The organism is Siminovitchia acidinfaciens (assembly GCF_003605385.1).
GTDB lineage: Bacteria > Bacillota > Bacilli > Bacillales > Bacillaceae_C > Siminovitchia > Siminovitchia acidinfaciens.
Genome location: NZ_QYTV02000004.1, coordinates 397788 through 418147, shown reverse-complemented (window position 1 = coordinate 418147; position 20360 = coordinate 397788). Strand labels below are relative to the sequence as shown.

Annotated in this window: 21 protein-coding genes; 14 read left to right on the top strand and 7 right to left on the bottom strand. The window is 44.3% G+C overall.

What is annotated here, in order from left to right:
- Positions 1 to 260 precede the first annotated feature (260 nt).
- The 4 genes from D4T97_RS11850 (at position 261) to D4T97_RS11835 (ending at position 4436) form a co-directional block, all read left to right on the top strand.
- Complete coding sequence (locus D4T97_RS11850) at positions 261 to 1742, top strand: aldehyde dehydrogenase family protein (protein ID WP_126050939.1); 1482 nt, start codon at positions 261 to 263, stop codon at positions 1740 to 1742.
- A gap of 134 nt (positions 1743 to 1876) precedes the next feature.
- Complete coding sequence (locus D4T97_RS11845) at positions 1877 to 3214, top strand: APC family permease (protein WP_126050937.1); 1338 nt, start codon at positions 1877 to 1879, stop codon at positions 3212 to 3214.
- A 183-nt stretch (positions 3215 to 3397) separates the two neighbouring features.
- Positions 3398 to 3937, top strand: coding sequence for a GNAT family N-acetyltransferase (locus tag D4T97_RS11840; RefSeq protein WP_126050936.1), 540 nt, complete (start codon positions 3398 to 3400; stop codon positions 3935 to 3937).
- A 73-nt stretch (positions 3938 to 4010) separates the two neighbouring features.
- Positions 4011 to 4436, top strand: a complete 426-nt coding sequence (locus D4T97_RS11835; RefSeq protein ID WP_126050934.1) for a GNAT family N-acetyltransferase — start codon at positions 4011 to 4013, stop codon at positions 4434 to 4436.
- Positions 4437 to 5139: 703 nt separating this feature from the next.
- On the opposite strand, the gene lipA is transcribed toward D4T97_RS11835, so the two are convergent.
- Complete coding sequence (gene lipA / locus D4T97_RS11830) at positions 5140 to 6084, bottom strand: lipoyl synthase (RefSeq protein ID WP_126050932.1); 945 nt, start codon at positions 6082 to 6084, stop codon at positions 5140 to 5142.
- Positions 6071 to 6919, bottom strand: a complete 849-nt coding sequence (locus tag D4T97_RS11825; protein ID WP_126050930.1) for a lipoate--protein ligase family protein — start codon at positions 6917 to 6919, stop codon at positions 6071 to 6073. The genes lipA and D4T97_RS11825 overlap by 14 nt, the downstream gene beginning before the upstream one ends.
- Positions 6920 to 7087: 168 nt before the next feature.
- On the opposite strand from D4T97_RS11825, the gene D4T97_RS11820 reads away from it, so the two are divergent.
- Together D4T97_RS11820 and D4T97_RS11815 are read left to right on the top strand one after the other, a co-directional pair.
- Entirely contained in the window at positions 7088 to 7666 is a 579-nt protein-coding gene (locus tag D4T97_RS11820; protein ID WP_206435562.1) for a superoxide dismutase family protein, read from the top strand.
- Between the two features lie 411 nt (positions 7667 to 8077).
- Positions 8078 to 8875 carry a carbon-nitrogen hydrolase family protein gene (locus D4T97_RS11815; RefSeq protein ID WP_126050928.1) on the top strand — a complete coding sequence of 266 codons (798 nt, stop codon included), beginning with the start codon at positions 8078 to 8080 and terminating at the stop codon, positions 8873 to 8875.
- Between the two features lie 204 nt (positions 8876 to 9079).
- Here the strand turns inward: D4T97_RS11815 and D4T97_RS20925 are convergent, their stop codons facing one another.
- Positions 9080 to 9208, bottom strand: a complete 129-nt coding sequence (locus D4T97_RS20925) for a hypothetical protein (protein ID WP_268920431.1) — start codon at positions 9206 to 9208, stop codon at positions 9080 to 9082.
- A gap of 477 nt (positions 9209 to 9685) precedes the next feature.
- Between D4T97_RS20925 and D4T97_RS11810 the strand changes: the two genes are divergently transcribed.
- The 4 genes from D4T97_RS11810 (at position 9686) to D4T97_RS20525 (ending at position 13754) form a co-directional block, all read left to right on the top strand.
- Positions 9686 to 11029: an MATE family efflux transporter gene (locus tag D4T97_RS11810; protein ID WP_126051001.1), complete on the top strand. Its 1344-nt coding sequence runs from the start codon at positions 9686 to 9688 to the stop codon at positions 11027 to 11029.
- A 21-nt stretch (positions 11030 to 11050) separates the two neighbouring features.
- On the top strand, positions 11051 to 11833 hold the full coding sequence (locus D4T97_RS11805) for a sulfite exporter TauE/SafE family protein (RefSeq protein WP_126050926.1): 783 nt from the start codon (positions 11051 to 11053) through the stop codon (positions 11831 to 11833).
- A gap of 171 nt (positions 11834 to 12004) precedes the next feature.
- Positions 12005 to 13432, top strand: a complete 1428-nt coding sequence (gene aspA, locus D4T97_RS11800; RefSeq protein ID WP_235872229.1) for an aspartate ammonia-lyase — start codon at positions 12005 to 12007, stop codon at positions 13430 to 13432.
- A 154-nt stretch (positions 13433 to 13586) separates the two neighbouring features.
- Complete coding sequence (locus D4T97_RS20525) at positions 13587 to 13754, top strand: hypothetical protein (protein ID WP_164525554.1); 168 nt, start codon at positions 13587 to 13589, stop codon at positions 13752 to 13754.
- Here the strand turns inward: D4T97_RS20525 and D4T97_RS11795 are convergent.
- Both D4T97_RS11795 and D4T97_RS11790 read right to left on the bottom strand, forming a co-directional pair.
- Entirely contained in the window at positions 13751 to 14185 is a 435-nt protein-coding gene (locus tag D4T97_RS11795) for a GNAT family N-acetyltransferase (protein ID WP_126050924.1), read from the bottom strand. The genes D4T97_RS20525 and D4T97_RS11795 overlap by 4 nt on opposite strands.
- A 360-nt stretch (positions 14186 to 14545) precedes the next feature.
- On the bottom strand, positions 14546 to 15538 hold the full coding sequence (locus D4T97_RS11790) for a zinc-binding dehydrogenase (protein ID WP_126050922.1): 993 nt from the start codon (positions 15536 to 15538) through the stop codon (positions 14546 to 14548).
- A 162-nt stretch (positions 15539 to 15700) separates the two neighbouring features.
- Between D4T97_RS11790 and D4T97_RS11785 the strand changes: the two genes are divergently transcribed.
- The 4 genes from D4T97_RS11785 to D4T97_RS11770 all read left to right on the top strand — a co-directional run bounded on the left by D4T97_RS11785 (position 15701) and on the right by D4T97_RS11770 (position 18323).
- A complete protein-coding gene (locus tag D4T97_RS11785; RefSeq protein ID WP_126050920.1) occupies positions 15701 to 16291 on the top strand; it encodes a class I SAM-dependent methyltransferase in 591 nt (196 codons plus the stop codon).
- 20 nt (positions 16292 to 16311) lie between these two features.
- Positions 16312 to 16815, top strand: coding sequence for an RDD family protein (locus D4T97_RS11780; protein WP_235872227.1), 504 nt, complete (start codon positions 16312 to 16314; stop codon positions 16813 to 16815).
- Positions 16816 to 16864: 49 nt separating this feature from the next.
- Complete coding sequence (locus tag D4T97_RS11775; protein WP_126050916.1) at positions 16865 to 17110, top strand: hypothetical protein; 246 nt, start codon at positions 16865 to 16867, stop codon at positions 17108 to 17110.
- Positions 17111 to 17291: 181 nt separating this feature from the next.
- The gene (locus tag D4T97_RS11770) at positions 17292 to 18323 is read left to right on the top strand and encodes an acyl-CoA dehydrogenase family protein (RefSeq protein ID WP_126050914.1); all 1032 of its coding nucleotides are present in this window, start codon (positions 17292 to 17294) and stop codon (positions 18321 to 18323) included.
- 204 nt (positions 18324 to 18527) lie between these two features.
- Here the strand turns inward: D4T97_RS11770 and D4T97_RS11765 are convergent, their stop codons facing one another.
- A complete protein-coding gene (locus D4T97_RS11765) occupies positions 18528 to 19643 on the bottom strand; it encodes an NAD(P)/FAD-dependent oxidoreductase (RefSeq protein ID WP_126050912.1) in 1116 nt (371 codons plus the stop codon).
- Positions 19644 to 19669: 26 nt separating this feature from the next.
- Positions 19670 to 20347 carry a DUF421 domain-containing protein gene (locus D4T97_RS11760; protein ID WP_126050910.1) on the bottom strand — a complete coding sequence of 226 codons (678 nt, stop codon included), beginning with the start codon at positions 20345 to 20347 and terminating at the stop codon, positions 19670 to 19672.
- Positions 20348 to 20360 lie beyond the last annotated feature (13 nt).

Here is a 20360-nt window from a genome sequence, read left to right as displayed (position 1 = left end):
TGCCTGAGCAGGCCGGAAAATTGCCCAAACGGTAACAAATCGCAGTTAATCGTGCCCGAATAGGCCGGATGATCGCCCAGACGGTAACGAATCGTGGCTAATCGTGCCCAAGCAGGCAGGATAACCGCCCAAACGGGCACTAAGAGAAGTTCATAGAGAATTTTTCCGTGTTTGGCAATCTTTTATACAGCTAAACTTTTACAATGAAAGACTGGCCGGAATGCCCGGCCAGTCCACTTTTTGATAAGGGGGTTGAAAAGATGACATCTGATGAAAATTTACCACTTCATCCAAAGGTAAGTGACTTTTTACAGGGGCCGCAAAAGTTATTCATAAATGGCGGCTGGCATGAATCTGTTGAAGGTCATACATTCGAAACGCATAACCCTGCAACAGGGGAAGTGTTGGCCCACGTGTATGAAGCTCGTGAAAAAGATATTGATAAAGCGGTTGAAGCTGCAGCAACAGCTTTTGAAGAGGGACCTTGGTCAAGAATCAGTGCAGCTGATCGTGCCAAATTGATGCATAAGCTAGCTGATTTAATGGAAAGGGACTTTGAAGTTCTTGCCCAGCTGGACACGCTGGACAACGGTAAACCGATCAATGAAATGAGAATCGCCGATGTGCCTGACGCTATCGAACAGCTCAGATACTTTGCGGGCTGGACAACGAAAATGACAGGCCAAACAATCCCAGTTTCCAATTCATTTCTCAACTATACTCGCCACGAACCTGTTGGCGTAGTTGGACAGATTATTCCTTGGAACTTCCCGCTTATGATGGCGCTGTGGAAAATTGCTCCAGCACTTGCTACAGGATGTACGATCATTTTAAAACCTGCTGAACAGACGCCTCTGTCAGCACTTTATTTGGGCAAGCTCATTGAAGAAGCGGGCTTCCCTGAAGGGGTTGTCAATATTGTCCCTGGTTTTGGAAAATCAGCAGGCGATGCGCTTGTTAAGCATCCGAAAGTGAATAAAATTGCTTTCACCGGCTCTACGGCTGTCGGAAAGTCGATTATGAAAACAGCAGCGGATACAATGAAACGCGTAACGTTGGAGCTCGGCGGAAAATCACCGAACATTATCTTGCCTGATGCAGACCTGGATAAGGCCATTCCTGGTGTATTTAACGGAATCATGGCCAACCAGGGAGAAGTATGCTGCGCAGGTTCAAGAGCCTATATTCCAGAGCAAATGTACGACGAGGTAATGGAACGTCTCGCTGATTACGCGAAGAGAGTAAAGCTGGGAAACGGCCTTGCAGAAGATACACAAATGGGACCGCTCGTTTCAAAGAGGCAGCTAGACATCGTCACATCCTATATTCAAAAAGGTCTGGACGAAGGCGCGAAGCTTCTAGCTGGCGGAGAAAGTTTGGACAAAGGATATTTCGTTCAGCCGACAGTTTTTTCTGCAGAAGACCATATGACGATTGCGAGGGAAGAAATTTTTGGTCCAGTCGTCGCCTGCATGCCGTATAAAACAATCGATGAAGTGGTTGAACGTGCAAATAACAGCCCTTATGGCCTTGGAGCGGGACTTTGGACTGAGAACCTAAAGAACGCCCACGTTGTTGCCGGTAAATTAAAGGCAGGATCTGTATGGGTCAACTGCTATAATCTCACGAACGCTGCAGTACCTTTTGGAGGATATAAGCAATCCGGAATTGGGCGTGAAATGGGTTCTTACGCCTTGGAAAATTACACAGAAGTAAAGAGTGTCTGGGTTAATTTGGACTAATGGTGAATCATGCCTGACTATCAGCTGCCGGGCATGATTTCCTTGAAAAATGAAATTGACTGCTTTTTGAAAACGTATACAGGTGGATGCCGCTTCTATGCGCTACATTTCAACTTGAGAGGTATGATGTTTTTATGGAACAAACCAATCAAATCGAAAGAAGATTAAAGTTAATACATGTTGTTGCTATCGGACTGGCATACATGGCGCCAATGGCGGTGTTTGACACTTTCGGAATCGCATCAGACATATCGTCCGGACACGTTCCGGCTGCCTACATCGTTGTATTTATTGCCATCCTGTTCACGGCATTAAGTTACGGAAAGCTTGTCCGGCAATTTCCAAATGCTGGATCTGTCTATACGTATACGAGGAACATTATAAATCCTTATTTAGGTGTCATTGTTGGCTGGGTAACTTTTATTGCTTATATCGCCCTGCCGATGATCAACGCCTTGCTTGCTGACATTTATCTTTCCGCTGGTTTTCCTGAGGTCCCGGGCTGGGTCTGGATAGTGGGATTAATCGTAATCATCAGCTTTTTAAATATATTCGGTGTAAAAATAGCTGCGTCCGTGAACTTGCTTCTCGTTGGATTCCAAGCGTTGGTCGGGGTAATTTTTACTTATTTGACCATTCGTTCAATCGTCAAAGGGCCTGAAAGCTTTATGCCTATCAGTGACATTTTCCCTTCAGGAGATGACGTATCAGGATTGTTTGGGGCGGCGGCCTTATTGGCTTTATCGTTTATTGGTTTTGATGCCATTACAACACTGTCGGAGGATACGGTAAAACCTAAAAAGACCATACCTAAAGCGATTCTTCTTGTAGCGGGGATTGGTGGCGTTTTCTTTTTCGGGGTTACCTATTTTATGCAGTCTCTATTTCCGGATGTCTCTATTTTCAACGATATTGAAGGGGCTTCTCCTGAAATTGCCCAAATTATCGGCGGGAACTTATTCTTGTCCTTTTTCCTCGCAGGGGCATTGTTCTCTTGTTTCGCCTCCGGCCTGGCATCACAGGTCAGTGCTTCAAGACTGCTTTATGCCATGGGAAGGGATGGGGTTCTCCCTAAGCGTTTCTTTGGATATTTGCATCCAAAATATAACTCGCCGGTAGCAAACATCCTGCTTATTGGAGTTTTGGCACTTTCGGCTATTTTTCTAAGCCTGGAAGCAGCTTCTTCCTTGATAAATGTAGGGGCTTTTACAGCTTTTTCATTTGTGAACCTTTGCGTGATCATCAACTTTTTCAGACATCAAGGACCGCGTACGTTTAGCCTGGTTGTCGGAAGTCTTATTTTTCCATCAATTGGATTAGCATTTGTCGTTTACCTATGGGCTAACCTTGATATCTTCTCGATCATAGCAGGGGGAATTTGGGCTCTGTTAGGTATTGTTTACCTCGCATTTACAACTGATTTCTTTAAAAAAGAACCACCGCAAATTGCCTTTGATAAATTGGAGGCTTAAGGATGGACGGGGATCATTCGAATCCCCGTCCATTTTTTTACTGAATGGGAAAAATCTATTGGATATTTTGTTAAAACGATTGTATGGTTCATAATAAAATGATATCATAATATTTTTAATTTAAAAATTATGGATATTTTCAATTGACCGACATAGATTTTTTCCAATCAGGAGGTGGGCGAGATGTTTGTTCATGTGGTGGATGAAGAAATTTATTTAAAACTCGTCGATCAAAATGATGCGGTGAGGCTTTTCGAATTAACCGACCGTTCAAGGAGCTATTTGCGTGAATGGTTGCCATGGCTTGATGATACGAACAGCGTTTACGATACTAGGAATTTTATTAAGCACAGCCGCGACGGTTTTGCCAGGCATAAAAACATGAACACAGCAGTTGTATACAAAGATGAAATAGTGGGAATAGCAGGGTTCAACGAATTCGACTGGATCAACAGATCCGGATCGATCGGATATTGGCTCGACAAGCATTATACAGGGCACGGGATTATCGTCCGTTCTGTCAAAGCGCTAACCAATTTTGCGTTTACGGAATTGAAAATGAACCGCGTAGAAATCAGGGCGGCCATGGGGAATCTTAAAAGCAGGGCTGTACCGGAGCGGCTTGGATTTCAGCACGAAGGCTGTATCCGGGAAAGTGAGTGGCTGTATGACCATTTTGTCGACCATGCTGTTTACGGGATGCTTGCGAAAGAATGGAAGTAATGAATACTCCTCGAGAAATGTCAAAAAACATGCCATAAATTAAATAGCTAGGGTGAGAGAGGAGGCGGCATTTTTGGAGTGGACAAAAGACCAATTTGTTTTGAGTGACCAACAGGAGAAACTTGATATGGATACAGTTTGCCGGCTGCTTGCAAGCACATACTGGGCAGCGGACAGACCGAGGGACACTATTGTAAAGAGCATTGAAAACTCCATTACTTTTGGAATATATACAGAGGAAAGGCAAATTGGTTTCGCCAGGGTAGCCACCGATAAAGCCGTTTTCTCATGGCTCATGGATGTCGTGATCGATGAACCTTACCGAGGAAATGGGTTGGGAAAGTGGTTGATGGATTGTATTTTGGAACACCCGGATATTAGGGAAACCAATATGAGTCTCAAGACAGAAGATGCCCATTTGTTTTACGAAAGATATGGATTTAAAAGAAATGAAACGATGAGAAGAGCCAGTACTTTTCATGCCGGCGATTCACTGTGAGCTCCGGATAATTACCTTGAGAGCAGGGATTGCCCCGTGTAAGCAGGATGGCAGCATCCATAAGGATCTTCCATCAGAAAAAGACCGTCAGAAAGTCGGTGAAAAGTGACTTTCTGAACGGTCTTTATTGAAATGGGAGCGTGAATAAGAACGAAAAAATTTCTATCATTCCTGATTCTGGAGCTGCAATGGCGGCTGAGCGTGGTCAGAAGCCGTCAAATTTGTCTCTAAGTGACCGCTTTAGTGGAAAAGCTGTCCTAGTGGTCACTAAGGAGAGCTGTAAGTGCCCGTTGCAGGGGAAAAGCTGTCCAAGCGGTCATTAAGGAGAGTTGTAAGTGACCGTTGCTGCGAAAAAAATGCCCTCGCGGGAACTAAGAAAAACTGTAAGTAAACGATGAAGCAGAAAAAACTTTCACTCGGTCACTATGACAGCTTCATGATACCCGCTCGATCGCTATTTTTATCCTAGCGGTCACTATAACTGCTTCATGGCACCCGCCCACTCGCTATTTTCATCTTAGCGGTCCCTATGACCGCTTCATGTTACCCGATCGATTGCTTTTTTCATCATTCATCATCACGGTCACCATGATTGATGGTTGTTTATACTGGGATCCGTCAGCCTCGCTGCCCCCACCAGAAAGTATTCCAGGTTTTGGAAAATTTCAAAAGGGGCTATATCGATATCGATAGCCCCTTTTGGTTAAAAGGTGAAGTCCACTTCTTTTTTCTCCTGATCTTCGTAGCCCTTCATGTACTTAATTCTTCTTTGGGCGGATGCAGCGTTGACCTGTTCGTCTGCATGGTAGGATGAGCGGACGAGCGGGCCTGATTCACAGTGGCTGAATCCTTTGGACAGAGCGATCTGTTTCAGCTCTTCAAATTCGTCCGGATGGTAATAACGTTCAACTTTCAAGTGTTTCTTCGTAGGCTGCAAATACTGCCCGATCGTCATGATATCAACGTCATGTGCAAGTAAGTCGTCCATTGTTTCAATGATTTCTTCCTTAGTTTCACCGAGTCCGACCATGATGCTTGATTTTGTCGGTGTCTTAGGTGAAATCTCTTTTACACGCTGTAGCAATGTCAACGACTGGTCATACATAGCGCGTGCACGGACCCGGCGGGTAAGGCGTCTGACCGTTTCTATGTTATGGTTAAAAATATCTGGGGCACTAGACATCAATGTGGTGAGACTCTCGTAATCACCTTTCATATCGGAAGGAAGAATTTCAATCGTACAACCCGGGTTGCCTTCTCGAATTCTTCGTACTGTTTCCGCGAAAACCGCCGCTCCCCCGTCTTTTAAATCATCCCTAGCTACCGCAGTTACAACAACATGCTTCAAGCCCATGATTTTTACCGACTCTGCTACGCGCTCCGGCTCTCCCCAATCGAGCTCAGTTGGAAGCCCTGTTTTTACCGCGCAAAAACGACAGCCTCTAGTGCACGTATCGCCAAGGATCATGAAAGTGGCAGTCTTCCGCTCGCTCCAGCATTCGTGGATATTCGGGCAGCGCGCTTCCTCGCAGACCGTATTCAAGCTCTTGTTTCGCATCAGTTTTTTCAAACCTGTATAGGATTCGTTCGTATTAATCTTGATTTTCAGCCAATCCGGCTTTCTTATGTACTCTTCATTTTTTGCCATGAGCCAACACTCTCTTTCGAAAATTTAAATTCCAATCATCTGAACGGTATTTCGATTCGGCCAGTTCTTGGACTTCTTTCCATTGTTCTTCTGACAGCTCGAATGGGACAAACTCAAGATTCAACGCTTTTTCAAAGCCTGCTTGGAATGCTTTTTCGGCCTCCTCGTAAGTAACTACCCGGCCGGAAGCTTCGTTGATGGTGGTTGCTTTTTGCGAAAAAGCAGAGCGCTTTCTTTCTCTTGTATCTTCATCGGAAAAAAGGAACAGATCAAAGAGGACCTTCTTATCCATGCTGAACGGAATAGAGCCGTGCTGCAACAGGACGCCTTTTTTTCTTGTCTGGGCGTTTCCTGAAATTTTCTTGCCGTCGACGAGCATTTCATAATCGGAAGGCCTTTCAAAGCAAACAGCAGTCGGATCCTGCTTGAAGCGTTCTTTCGGAATGGAATAGTCGGCGTTGATCCCGAGCTGATTAAACCCTTCCATAATTCCTTTAGACAACTCAAAATACGCTTCCCGAATCGACTTGGAAATGTAAGGTTTGGACTCTGAAACAACAACGCTGTATGTTAACTCATCATCATGCAAGACTGCGCTTCCACCGGTCTGGCGGCGGACAAACTGGCAGCCATGCCGTTTAACTCCATCAAGGTCAATGGTGCGGTCCACCTTTTGAAAGTGTCCCACGGAGAGCGTTGCTGTTGACCAGCCATAAAATCGTAGAACTGGAGGGATTTTCCCCTCACTGTGCCAGTTAATCAATGCCTCATCCAGAGCCATGTTAATAGCGGCGTCGTCATGGCCGGAATGTAATAATCCCCATGTATCATTCATTTGACCAACTCCTACAGGATTACAATGAAATATTGATTTTATCTTAACGGACCTAGGGATATAAGTAAAGCCGACTGGCTTGTATGCCGTAAAAGAAGGCGTGGAAAAGTATAAATGAATAGGGGTTGGTAAATACAGGTAGTAACTTTTGAAATATGGAGGTACCTTATGTTGAAAAAGATGATTCCTTATTCGATAATCTTGCTTGTGATTCTAAGTGCTTGCAGTGGCGGAAAAGATACAGCTGATCCGGAAAAAATCAAGGAGGCAGCGCCGGTCAACGCGGAAACACCGATCAATATTGACTTGCTCAATACAGAGGGAGACAAAGTCGGCGAAGCTGAGCTGTCGGAAAACGGGAAAGGCGTGACGATCCATGTGAGGGCTCAAGGCCTTGAGCCTGGCAAAAGGGCGATTCACATTCATGAAACCGGAAAATGTACTCCACCCGATTTTAAATCGGCCGGTGCTCATTTCAACCCTGGTCAAAAGCAACATGGTTTCCATAATCCCAAAGGATATCACGCTGGAGACCTTCCGAATCTGGAAGTAGATACTGAAGGAAAAGTGGACGAACTTTTAAAAACTGCTGACGTCACCCTAGAGCAAGGCAAACCAAACTCTTTATTGGATAAAGACGGAAGTGCGCTTGTCATTCACGCTGGTCTGGATGATTATGTCACTGATCCCGCTGGGAATGCCGGAGATCGAGTTGTGTGCGGAGCGATTGTAAAGGAAGGGAACTAAGAAAGGGCTATCAAAAAAGTCCTTGCCATATGAAACAGATGGGGCCGTCAGGTTCTCCATCTGTTTTTTACTTTTGGCGGCTGCTCCTTCTGGAAATACGGATACGCGTTAAAACGATTCTCCCCGTTTAAAATTAATAAGGATTGAAGTGCAACACATCAAGCGGATATGTCCCTGCTTAAACGTATAAAGGTTGGAACAGAGGCGCATCGTAGCATATATAAAGGGGGAAATTGAAGTGAACGGGCATAGCAGCAATTCGTGCAAAAGCACGGTCATCGGTAATACATCTAAGTGCCTCGTGCTTCTTCAAGCGGAAAAAGTGAGAAATCCCACACAATCACGTTTTTAAAAATTTTCTTACTCCTCCCGTACTTGGAATTTGGTATATTCAATATGAGGAGGGAAGAAATGAAAGCGATTAAAGTTTCTATAGCACAGTTGTCACCTAAATTGGGAGATAAGCAACATAATCTTCAATTGATTTCTGATGCGATGATTAAGGCGGAAAAGGACCAAGCTGATTTGATCGTATTTCCTGAATTATTTTTAACAGGCTATTCGGTTGGGGAGAGTTTGGGCCAACTGGCCGAAACGGAAGATGGACCGGGGATGACAGAGGTCAGGAAGTTATGCCTCGAGCATGGAATATATGCGGCGATCAGTTTTCCGGAACAGGGAGAGGGAAAACATTATTATATATCTTCCGCACTGATTGATAATAATGGGGATGTATTGGGAGTTTACCGTAAATCCCACCTGTTCGACGAAGAAAAGAAGTATTTTACTCCCGGAGCGGAATTTAAAGTCATCGAAACACCTTTGGGGAAAATCGGGATGATGATCTGCTTTGATGTTGAATTCCCGGAAATTGCACGTTCTTTGAAATTACAAGGAGCGGACATGATTGTTATCGTCAATGCCAACATGCATCCGTACGAGCTGCAACACCATATCTTTTCCAGGGCACGCGCGATGGAGAATGAAATTCCGATAATTATTTGCAACCGACTTGGGATAGAGGGCGATTTGGATTTCTGCGGAGATAGTATGGTCATTGACGCTACAGGAGAAATATTATTGCAGATGAAGCAGGCGGAAGGGCTTAAAACAGTGGACATGCCAATCGACCAGCAGTTGGACCCAAAAATGAGCTATACGGCCAATCGGAGAGCGGATTTATACTCAAAATTGGTGGAACGATTTTAATAGAACCCGGGAAACCGGGTTTCTCTTTTTTCAAATTGTGGTTATGTAAAATTTTTAATCAAACGTTTGATTGAAGGGACCAACCTGTTATTTAATCCACGCTATTGATCTAATCAAGCGTTTGGTTAGTAGAAAAAGAGCTAGAATTGACATGGGTTTAAGGGGATTATCTTAGAATACGGTATTTTTTAATTAAACGTTTGATTAGCGGGCAAAGGCATCATTGTAGCAAACGCCACGGCCATTCGGGGTATCACCGATGCCGCCTGTCAATTTGCTGCCCATCATTCTCTTAATCAATTGTTTAATTGAAATGACCAATCTTTTATTCAATCCCCATCATTGATCTAAACAAACGTTTGATCAATAGAAGAAAAGTCAGTGTTGACAAGGATTTCAGGAAGTCCGTCAGGAATACCCCAATTTTTAAACAAACGTTTGATTAACAGCCCTACCGTCATTTTCCTTTACATCAAACTCTTAACGAATCATATGATTAGCAGCAGGTTTTTTCCGCATATCATTGTCTTAATCAATCGATTAATTGAATTCTACAATCCTTAATTTAGTCTCCATATTTAATCTAATCAAACGTTTGATTAGATGGAAAAAATACAGGAATCACGCTGGTTCCCCTGGGTGTCCGCTAAAACAACATCATTTTTTAATCAAACGTTTGATTAAACATTTTCATCTGCCCTCTAACGCATTATTCAATCATTGATTAGGACACCAAAAGCCAAAACCATGTTTTCACTGCCAGGAGTATATATAATGAGAGGAGTATCTTTTAAGAGGGGATATCGAACAATGAAACAGCAGGATTTTACGACCGGCCCGATTGGAAAGCAGCTTCTTGCGTTCTCACTCCCAATCCTGGTTACCAATCTGCTCCAGACTTCTTATCAATTTATCGACAGTCTGTGGGTAGGGAACTTGCTAGGGGCGAATGCTCTGGGGGCTGTGGCGGTTTCGAGCACGGTCATTTTTACTGTTCTTTCTTTTATCATAGGTGTGAATAATGCAACGCTGACAGTTCTTTCCCAGCTGAAAGGGAAGGACGATGAAGCGAGGTTAAAGAGTTTTGTCAACGCTTTCGTTATTATTTTAAGCGTTATGGCCATTGCACTCGGGCTTGCAGGATTTATTTTTGCAAAAAATATCCTCCAGTTCCTTGGCACTCCTTCTTCAATGATTGCTGATGCTGTCAGTTATTTGCAGATTAACTTTCTTGGAATCTTGTTTTTGTTTGGCTATAACTTTATTTCTACTGTTTTCAGGGCGCTTGGAAATAGTAAAACGCCTGTCCGATTCGTCTTGACAGCAGTCATTTTAAATGCAGTTCTCGACCCATTATTTATTTACGTCCTTGATTGGGGAATCGAAGGGGCGGCTTATGCGACGGTTGTCGCACAGGGAACGGCGTTTGTGTACGGGCTGTTTGTCAGCATACGCTTCAAGCAAATCCCTTTTTCCATGCCAAAACTTCCGAAAAGGGAAGAGGCATCCATCATCTTAAAGCAGGGGATTCCATCTGGCCTTCAAATGACGGTGATCTCAGCGGGGCTTGCTGCGATCATGAGTGTTGTCACTTCATTCGGTCCGGATGCGGTGGCTGGTTTTGGTGCGGCGCAGCGTCTCGACAGTATCATCATGCTGCCGGCTCATGCGCTCGGCACAGCGGTCAACAGTATGGCGGGACAAAATATTGCCATCAAACAATGGGACCGGGTCAGACAGATTACAATGTATGCCTTGTTGCTGAACCTGGCAGCCATGATTTTGGCGGCACTTATTATTTTTGTTTTTGCAAGATGGGGTATTCTCATGTTCATTTCTGATGAAGGGGCAGTAGCTTTTGGAACGGAATATGTGAAGATCATCGCTTTTTTCTATCCGTTTCTTGGCCTCAACTTCGTGTGGAACGGAGTGGTCCGAGCGTCGGGCGCTATGTTCCAGGTGCTTGTGCTCAACATCATTTCCTTCTGGGTACTGCGTTACCCGCTGACGTTCATTTTCGCTAAATTAATAGGGGAAAGAGGAATTGGCGTCGGCATCGCGGCAAGCTTTGTCATCAGCAGCATTCTTGCGTTTGGCTATTACCGATTCGGGAAATGGAGAGAAAGAGAGTTGTTTGAGGAAGCGGCTCAATAGTCTTCTCCAGGAGTGATCAGCATGGGTGCCATTTATTTTTTGGTCGGTCTTCTTGCCTCCATTATTGGGGCAGTCGCAGGAATCGGCGGCGGGATTATCATCAAGCCCGCCCTGGACCTTCTGAGTCATTACGATCCCACGACAATTGGAATATTATCCTCCTCCACTGTTTTCATGATGGCGGCCGTCTCACTTTTGGGCACTGTAAAATCCGGTTTGCGAGTCGAGAAAAGAACAAGCCTGATCCTTGCAGCCGGATCTGTCATAGGAGGCATTGTTGGACAGTACACTTTTGATTATCTTATAAAAGCAGTCCATCAGGACGCTGCGATTACTTTTAGCCAGTCAGGTATGCTCGCATTTTTGATGCTAGTCATCTTTTTCATGGTAAAAAATAAAGAAAAAATGAATACATATCGTTTACACCAAATATTTTTGATCATTTTGATAGGCTTTGGTCTTGGGATGATCGGTGCATTTTTGGGCATCGGCGGCGGGCCCTTGAACATAGCCGTCCTCACTCTGGCTTTTTCCATGGGTACCAAGGAAGCAGCCGCCAACTCCATTTTCATCATATTTTTCTCACAGCTGTCCTCGTTAATGTTAGTCTGGCTAACGGAAGGGTTCGCAGGATACGACCTGTCCTCGTTGGTTTACATGCTTGCGGGCGGTGCCATAGGAGGCCTGATTGGCTCTTTCCTTTCCAATAATATGCCCTCAAAGTGGGTTGATCTTCTTTTTCAATCAATCATTATCATGATATTCTTCGTAAATATATTTAACATGCTGAAGGTGTGTCTGTAATATGGCAGAAAATTTGGACGAAAACCGAATTTTGAAAACTTACTGTTTTCAAAAGCTGCATAACGATGTAATATAGTACTATAAAATAATATATGATTGCCCGGATCTTTAAAAAATGATCCGGGCAGACTTTTATGCGTGTAAAAGATTACCAGATGGGAGACGGAAAAAATGGAAGCGTCAGTCATGGAAACGCGAGTGGAGAAAGACTTTTTAGGAGAAAAAGAAGTACCCGTCGAGGCATACTATGGGATTCAAACAATGCGTGCTGTGGAGAACTTTCCGATTACAGGAAACAAACTTCATGAAGAGCTCATTAAAGCATTAGCTATTGTAAAAAAGGCGGCTGCATTGGCAAACACGGAAGTCGGACTGCTGCCAGGAGAAATTGGGCAGGCGATTGTGGAGGCTTCCCAAGAAATTATTGAGGGGCAGCTGCATGATCAATTCATCGTGGATCCGATCCAAGGCGGAGCCGGAACATCGATGAATATGAATGCCAACGAGATTATCGCCAACCGAGCGCTTGAATTGATTGGCAAAAAGAAAGGCGACTACGCCACAATCAGCCCAAACTCCCATGTCAATATGGCACAATCCACAAACGACAGTGTTCCAACGGCTATCCATGTGGCAGTCTTGAACGTCCTTGACGGATTGCTGGCAGTCATGGAAGACATGAAAGCTGCTTTTGATGAGAAGCAAAAAGAATTCGACCATGTTGTAAAAATGGGAAGAACACATCTGCAGGATGCTGTTCCGATTCGCCTTGGCCAAGAGTTTGGTGCATACAGCCGCGTTATCGGAAGGGACATCAAACGGATCCGCCGTTCAAAAGAGGGGCTTTACGAAGTGAATCTTGGAGCAACTGCAGTTGGCTCAGGATTAAACGCAGATCCAAAATATATCGAATTAGCCGTTGAATACCTCCAAGATATCAGCGGACTGCCGATGAGCGCTGCGGAAAATTTGGTGGATGCAACGCAGAACACTGATGCCTACACGGAAGTATCAGCCGCATTAAAAATCTGCATGACAAATATGTCCAAAATCGCAAATGACCTAAGATTCATGGCATCAGGACCAAGAGCAGGACTTGCGGAACTCAACCTTCCTGCAAGACAGCCGGGCTCATCCATCATGCCTGGAAAAGTGAACCCGGTAATGGCTGAGCTCATCAACCAAATTGCATTCCAAGTCATCGGAAATGACCAAACTGTCACCCTTGCTTCGGAAGCTGGGCAATTCGAATTGAATGTCATGGGACCTGTGTTAGTTTACAACTTAATGGATTCCATCACGGTAATGACTAACGGCTTTAGAGTGTTCACAGAATACTGCGTTTCAGATATCACTGCCAACGAAGAAAGAATGAAGAACTACGTTGAATCAAGCGTGGGCATCATCACCGCGGTCAACCCGCATATCGGATACGAAGCCGCTGCAGCCATCGCGAGAGAAGCTATCGAAACAGGCCGCTCTGTCCGCGAGCTTTGCCTTGAACTCGGCATGTTGACTGGTGAAGAGCTAGATCAAATTCTGGATGCGCATGAAATGACCAACCCGGGAATCGCCGGTGCGGCTTTGCTTAAAAAATAAGGGGGTGCCTGTCACTCCCCGAATAACCTCGAATTTTATCGTATCGAAAGTAGAGAATGAATGGAAAAAGTGGGAACCTCCGGCATGAGCGGAGGTTCTTTTTTGCTTACATTTTTATAAGAGGAAAAACTTAAAACAAAGCGAGTTGATTAATATGAAAAAGTCTTTGTTAATTGAAGAAATTGAAAAAAACTTGGGAATTAATCATATAAAATCGATTGAGCTAACCCCTTCCGACAGTGAGGATATGTATGAAAAAGAACATGAGTTAAGGGGCTTGTATGAGCATGAGCTGCGGAAGTTTTTCGAATCTCGTCCTTAGAAATCTATTTTAAAAACAAAACTGACTTTATCGTAACCCATTTTTTCTTCGTAAAACCGGTGTGCATCGGTACGCTGCAACCCTGAAGATAATGCAACCCTTTCGTATTTATTTTCTTTTGCCCATTGATGAACATAGGAAAGCAGTTTTTCACCGTATCCCTCTGAACGCCTATGCGAGTCCGTAACCAAATCGCAGATCCAAATGAATTTCCCATAATATAGGGTGATCATTGGCTGGAAACCAATGACTGCAACAATGTCGCTGTCATGGAATAAGGCAAACATTTTGTAACCCTCTTTTTCTTGCGCTTCACTGATCAATTCAAGATAAACTTTTTCATCAAGATGTGTTCGCAGTTGCTTCATCACTGGAAAGGCCTCCATCATTTCATTACGTGAATGAAGCTCTTTGATTCTTAAGCGACGCATGGAGATGCCTCCTTTTTGAAATCATAATAACTGTTTTTAAGAAAATCCTCCACATCATATCCACATAATTTTAACGGATTTCAAATAAAACTCACAGGAAAAATGACGACATTGAATTTCTTGGGGATAATCTCCAAATCTCAAATACAATTATCCACAGATTAATAGAGTGTTTATCCACAGTTGTGGAGAGAAAAGGGGTTTATTCTAACGACATTCACTATTTAAGTAAAATCAAACAATTGCAAGGAAAGTTACTAACATACTAGCGGGGAATGGAGACGAATTTATAAAATAATCCACAGAGTTATCCCCGATTGGGTATAAAAAAAGACAGAGCTGCAGCCCTGCCTCAAAATATCAATCAATCAAGAATCCAATTTTTCCAAATTGCTCGGCTTCTTCCAAGCGGTTAAAGGCTATTTCGTACTTGCTTAAAGGAAAAATGGCTTCGATTTCCGGTTTGATTTTATGTTTTTCCACAAACTCAATCATTTCTTTAAATTCTTCGGCGCTGCCCATGGTGGAACCGAGCATATTATACTGTCCGTAGAAGAAGCTGCGGATGTCGATATTCACTTCATCGCCTGCGGAAGCTCCGAATGTGACGATCGTTCCACCTGGACGGAGCTGGCTGAGTGATTTGTTGAAAGTGGCCGCCCCGACTGATTCAATGACTAAGTCGACTTTTTCTCCTTCTAGCTGCTCATCCCAGTCACCGTCACTGTCAATCGCTTTATCTGCACCCAACTCAAGGGCTCTCTGCCGTTTTTCTTCCGAGCGGGATGTGACATAGACAGTGGCTCCCACTGTTTTGGCGAATTTTAAAATAAAAGTGATGACCCCGCTTCCGACTCCAGGAAGAAGGACAGTCATATCCGGTGAGATGTTTCCTCTAGTAAAGAGTGCGCGATATCCCGTTAGAGCGGCAAGCCCAAATACACCGGCTTCCTCCCAAATCAAATGTTCAGGCCTGGGAACCGCATTTTCGGCAGGAATGACAATGTATTCGGCAAATGTTCCGTGACCTGGAAGTCCGACAATATCAAATCCTTCAGGCGGGGCATCGCTTTTTTCCTTCCAGCCTAATCCGGGATTGATAATCACTTCGTCTCCGATATTGACATTGGTGACACCTTCGCCGACTGCATCGATGATACCTGCACCGTCGGAACCGATAATGAGCGGTGGATCCGTCTCTTGGTGGCGGTGAAGAACGAATAAATCTCTGTGGTTCATCCCTGCTGTTTTCAGTTTTACTCTGACTTCACCTTGGTCAGGCTGGGCAACTTCCATTTCCCGCAAAGAGAGACCTGCCATTCCTGACTTACCTTCATGAACAATCGCTTTCAACAAAATCCCCCCATTTTGTATATATTCTAATCATTCTCATAGTCTATCATAAGGAACAGGTTTCTGCGTTGAAGAAATCAGAATTTTATATATTTGGACTGTTGTGAAAAATGTTGGAGCATGATTAAGTATAGATAGATTTCTTGTAATGGAGGGATACAAATGGCTGACCTTGGACAATTTGGAAAGCCGACGGGAATAATTGGAAAGTTTTCTGGCTGGATGATGGACCGATACAATAAACTTGAACATGTAGAAACAATTAAAAGCCTAGATTTGCAGCCGGATGATCATGTACTGGAAATTGGCTATGGAACAGGGCAAGCGATGGATTTAGCGGCGGAAAAAATTCATGATGAAAAAATTGTGGGCGTTGATCATTCAGCGGCAATGTTCGAAGTGGCCTTACGGAAAAACAAGAAGTGGGTTGATCGAGGAGTTGTTGAACTTCATGTGGGTGATGCTAGAAAATTGGACTTTCCCCAAGAGTCTTTCAATAAGGTATATAGCATTCACTGTATATATTTTTGGGAACAGCCCGAAGTCAATTTAAGAGAGATTCACAGAGTGTTGAAAAACAAGGGAATCGCTGCCATAACGATTCGCACCGGAAAAGGCGAGGTCTACCAAAAATTCACGGATACCAACGTGAAAAACTGGCTCGAAAGCTGTGGTTTTAAAAATGTTGTAATCAACCGACTGGGAAAAAGAAAGCATAAGGCGTCCGTTATTTTAGGGGAGAAGCAAATTTAAGCAGGGAAGGTGTGCAGGGTGTGCTCACTGTTAAAAGGCTTGCTGCGTATACGATTGATTTTTTAATTCTTGCGACGGTATTATTAGGATTACAGCTCCTTATCAGTCTAGTAACCGGCGGGTGGCCGTTTAATCAATTTAGGAGTGGCGTGCAAATTGAGATATGGGTACTTTGTACAATGTCGATCCCTGTTTGGACGTATTTTATTACCCATGAATTTCGAAAGCAGAAAACAATCGGCAAAAAAATGTTAAAGTTGCGCGTCACGAGGAGTGATGGGGGAAGATTAACCCTGTGGCAGGCTTGGCTTCGTACACTCATCAAGCTCCTGCCCTGGGAATTAACACATATTATCGTATTGGTGCCCGTACCATGGTGGGAACCGGGGGCGGAGCCAAACAATTTCATCTACATCCCGAATGCACTCATATTGATTTATATTATTTGTTTGTATGTGACGACCGGGCGAAAGGGACCGCAAGACCTCATAGCAGCTACTCTCGTAAAAGTGGATGAAACTTAACGATAGTTATTTGCGTATAAAGGTTAACAAGATACGGGAGGGTAAAAAGATGGAAAAGGAAGAAACAAGTTTGCAATTATTAAATGAGTTAAAAGAATTGAAGGCCAGAGAAGAAACGAATACACAATTATTGAATGAAATAAAAGAAATGAGAACCAAGATGGAGAAGTTGGAGCAGGACATCGAAGATATAAAGTTTTTCACGCCGAAACCAGTTGTTACTCCTGCGATGATCGGCCAAATCGGCGGCATCATATTGGGGGCGCTAGTCATTATCGGTATTTTTTGGCTATAAAGCACAAAGGTTATTTGTGTTTACAAATGCCATTTAGGCGTTTTAGTCTAGATTTTTTTCCTAAGCAGCGTGCAGTATTCTGTACGTTGTTTTATTTTTGCATAAAAAGAAGATCGGCGCTTATGTGTTCGGCTGATATAAAATAGAAAATATAGAAGAGTTTATCCTAGGGGGAAATATAATGTTCGGCGAATCAGTTGTAAATAAAATCAGGGGCCTTGCTGCGGAAATTGATCAATCAAGGGGCATCCCGGTGGAATTAATGAATTGGATGTTCAAAGAAAAGCTATTTAAACTGTTCGCTCCAGAGGAATTGGGTGGAAGCATGCTGGATTTGCCTGCTGCTCTTCGGGTTATTGAGAAAGTGTCGGAAATAGAGGGCAATCTCGGCTGGCTGACAGCCATCGGATCAGGAGGCGGTATGTTTGTTCCATATATACAAAAGGGCCAGACAGACATACTATTCAACGGCGAAAAAGCGGTCCTCGCCGGCAGCGGCCACCCGCAGGGAACGGCTAAAAGAGTGGATGGCGGCTTTATAGTTACCGGGGAATGGAAATATTGCAGCGGAGCTGAGTTTGCAACCTTTTTTACAGCAAATAGCATGAAGGAAGATGGAGAAGTGACCAGCTTTATCTTCATGCCCGACCAAGTGGAAGTCCTCCATGATTGGAAGGCTTTTGGGTTGAGGGGAACTGGCAGCCATACCATCAAAGTGGAGGACGCTTTTGTACCAGAAGAGCGAACTTTCAATTTGATGCATAAATTGAATGATTATGATGGCCCTGTTCACACATTTCCGTTTGTTCCATTTTCCCAGGCCACTTTTACGTCTGTCTGCCTGGGCATTGCCGCGAATTTTCTCCGGGAGGCAAAGGTGATTGCAGCCCGCCGGTTGAAGGAAGGAGCTGATCCTTTTGAAAAAGTGCTTACTGACATTCAGAAAAATGAAGAAGAGCTTCAAAGAGAGCTGTATCATTTTTATGAAGAGATAGAGGCGTTGTGGGAAGACCATTTGGGAGGAAAGCTTCTCACGGCTGAACAGGAGGACCATTTTAGCCGAACATGTAAAAAGCCAGTTGAACAAGCCATTACTCGTGCAGGTATGCTCGTTCGCCGTCTGGGCATGGAAGCCATTATGGAAGATTCCGCCATTAACAAAATTTGGCGCGATTTATATACGGCTGGGCAGCATACGTTTATAACGCCTTAATTTGAGAAGGAAGTTTAGCGGGTTGGATCGATTATAAGGTGGTTATAAGAAGGTAGGAGCAGTTATAAGAGAGTAGGATTGATTATCAAAAATCCGTCCCGTTTATCCGCAGGATTTGCCGCATCTTACCTGGGTAGCCACCGGTCTTTGTTTTCTATGGAAACAAAGGCTGGCCCCCGCCAGCCCATCCAATCAATCGCAATCTCATTGCAGCGCCCGGTCCACCCGATACAGGCTCAAATCCATTCCCGGTTCTTCACCCAAAGCCAAACGGGCCAGCTCTGAACCCAAGTAAGGACCTGCGGTCAGGCCGGTCGCTCCCAATCCGTTTCCAATTAAGATGTTTTCAACACCGGGAAGTTCTCCGAGAACCGGAATTGATTCGGGTGTATATGGCCTGAATCCGACTCTCGTTTCCAACACCGTGCTGGCAGAAAGGCCAGGCGCAACCTGCAAGGCTTTTGCTAAAATTTCATGCATTCCGCCGGCTGTTACCCGCCAGTCGAAGTTGGTGAAATTTTCATAGGTTGCTCCGGCTACGATTCTCCCATTTTCAAATGGCACAATGTATTGACTGCCAGGCGGCATGATCACCGGCCAATGATCTGTCTGCGCGTTGAGCAGTTCCATATGTACAATCTGGGCTTTTAAGTCTTTTGAACGAAATTCTACCCCGATTGACTGCATTAGCTCCTTAATCCATGCACCTGCTGTTATAACGAATTTTGAGGCCCCATAAAAAACATCGTTCGCCTCAACGCCCACAAGCTTTTTCCCATCCATAACTAGTCGTGCGTCTCCGTAAACGATTCGCGCTCCCAAGCGTTCTGCCGAACGTAAAAGCGCATCCCTCAGCTCGCGTCCGTTCACACGTGCCGCACCGCTCACATATACAGAGCCGAACTCTTCAGCTAAAGGGGGGAATAGCGCTCGCGTTTCTTCCGGATCGAGGAGGCGTACATCCCCGATCTCAGGTGCATCTTCACGTCTGAACAATGCTCGTTCTTTCATTTCAATCAGTTTTTTACGGTCAGTATGAAGGCTGATTGCCCCGACTCTTGCGTAGCCGGTCTTAGTCTCTCCTGCTGCTTCAAGCTCTGAAATCAGGCCAGGGTAGAAAGCAGCTCCTGTTTTTGCAAGTCTGTACCAATCTTTGTTCCGCCGCTGGGATAACCATGGGCACACAATCCCTGCTGCGGCACCCGTTGCCTGCCCCTTATCCATTCGGTCGATGACCGTCACTTCCGCTCCGGCTTTCGCCAAATGATAAGCGGTTGAAGCACCAAAAATTCCGGCGCCGATTACGATGATTTTATTCATTTTTTACATCCTTTTTCCAAGTCATATCAATAATATGTTTTTACAAAAAAACCGTTTGCTTCGGACCATTCAGCATATAAAATACTATCCGGATCAGGATATCCTTCCTTATCCAATTGTTCTTGAAGCCACTCTTTGCTCTTCCCGATGAATTCGAGCATGTCATCCTTGACCCTTCCTTCATCGACCAGCAGAATTGTGGGGTCCTCATCTTCCACTTCCATTTTCAACATCTTGGCCGTCGGCGGTTCAACATACGAGAATTTTTTGATGCTGATTGAACCGCTCGTTTCCAGATAAAGGTCTCGGATTTCTTGTAATGAAAAAACCCCCTGCTGGCGGAGCATTGTACGAAGCTGTTCCATTTCAATATGATTTTTCTTCATTTTTTTAAAATCAAGCTCTCCGTCTTTCATTAATCTGACGGAATTCCCTTTTAGGAGTTTTCTGATAGAGTCATTCTTCTGAACAAGAACCTCCACTATATAAATTAACATAGCCCAGACGGCAACACCAAAAAGCATCTGCCAAATGGATATTTTTTCATCGTAGAGACTTTCCTCCAGAAGCGCTCCAAGGATCAGCGCATAAATAAAATCGAACGGAGTGAATTGTCCCATCTCTTTTTTACCGAGCAGCCGCGTGACTGCCAGAAGGGCGCCGAGGCCCAGAACAAGCTTTATCACTGTGTCCATATATATCATAATCTTCCCCTCC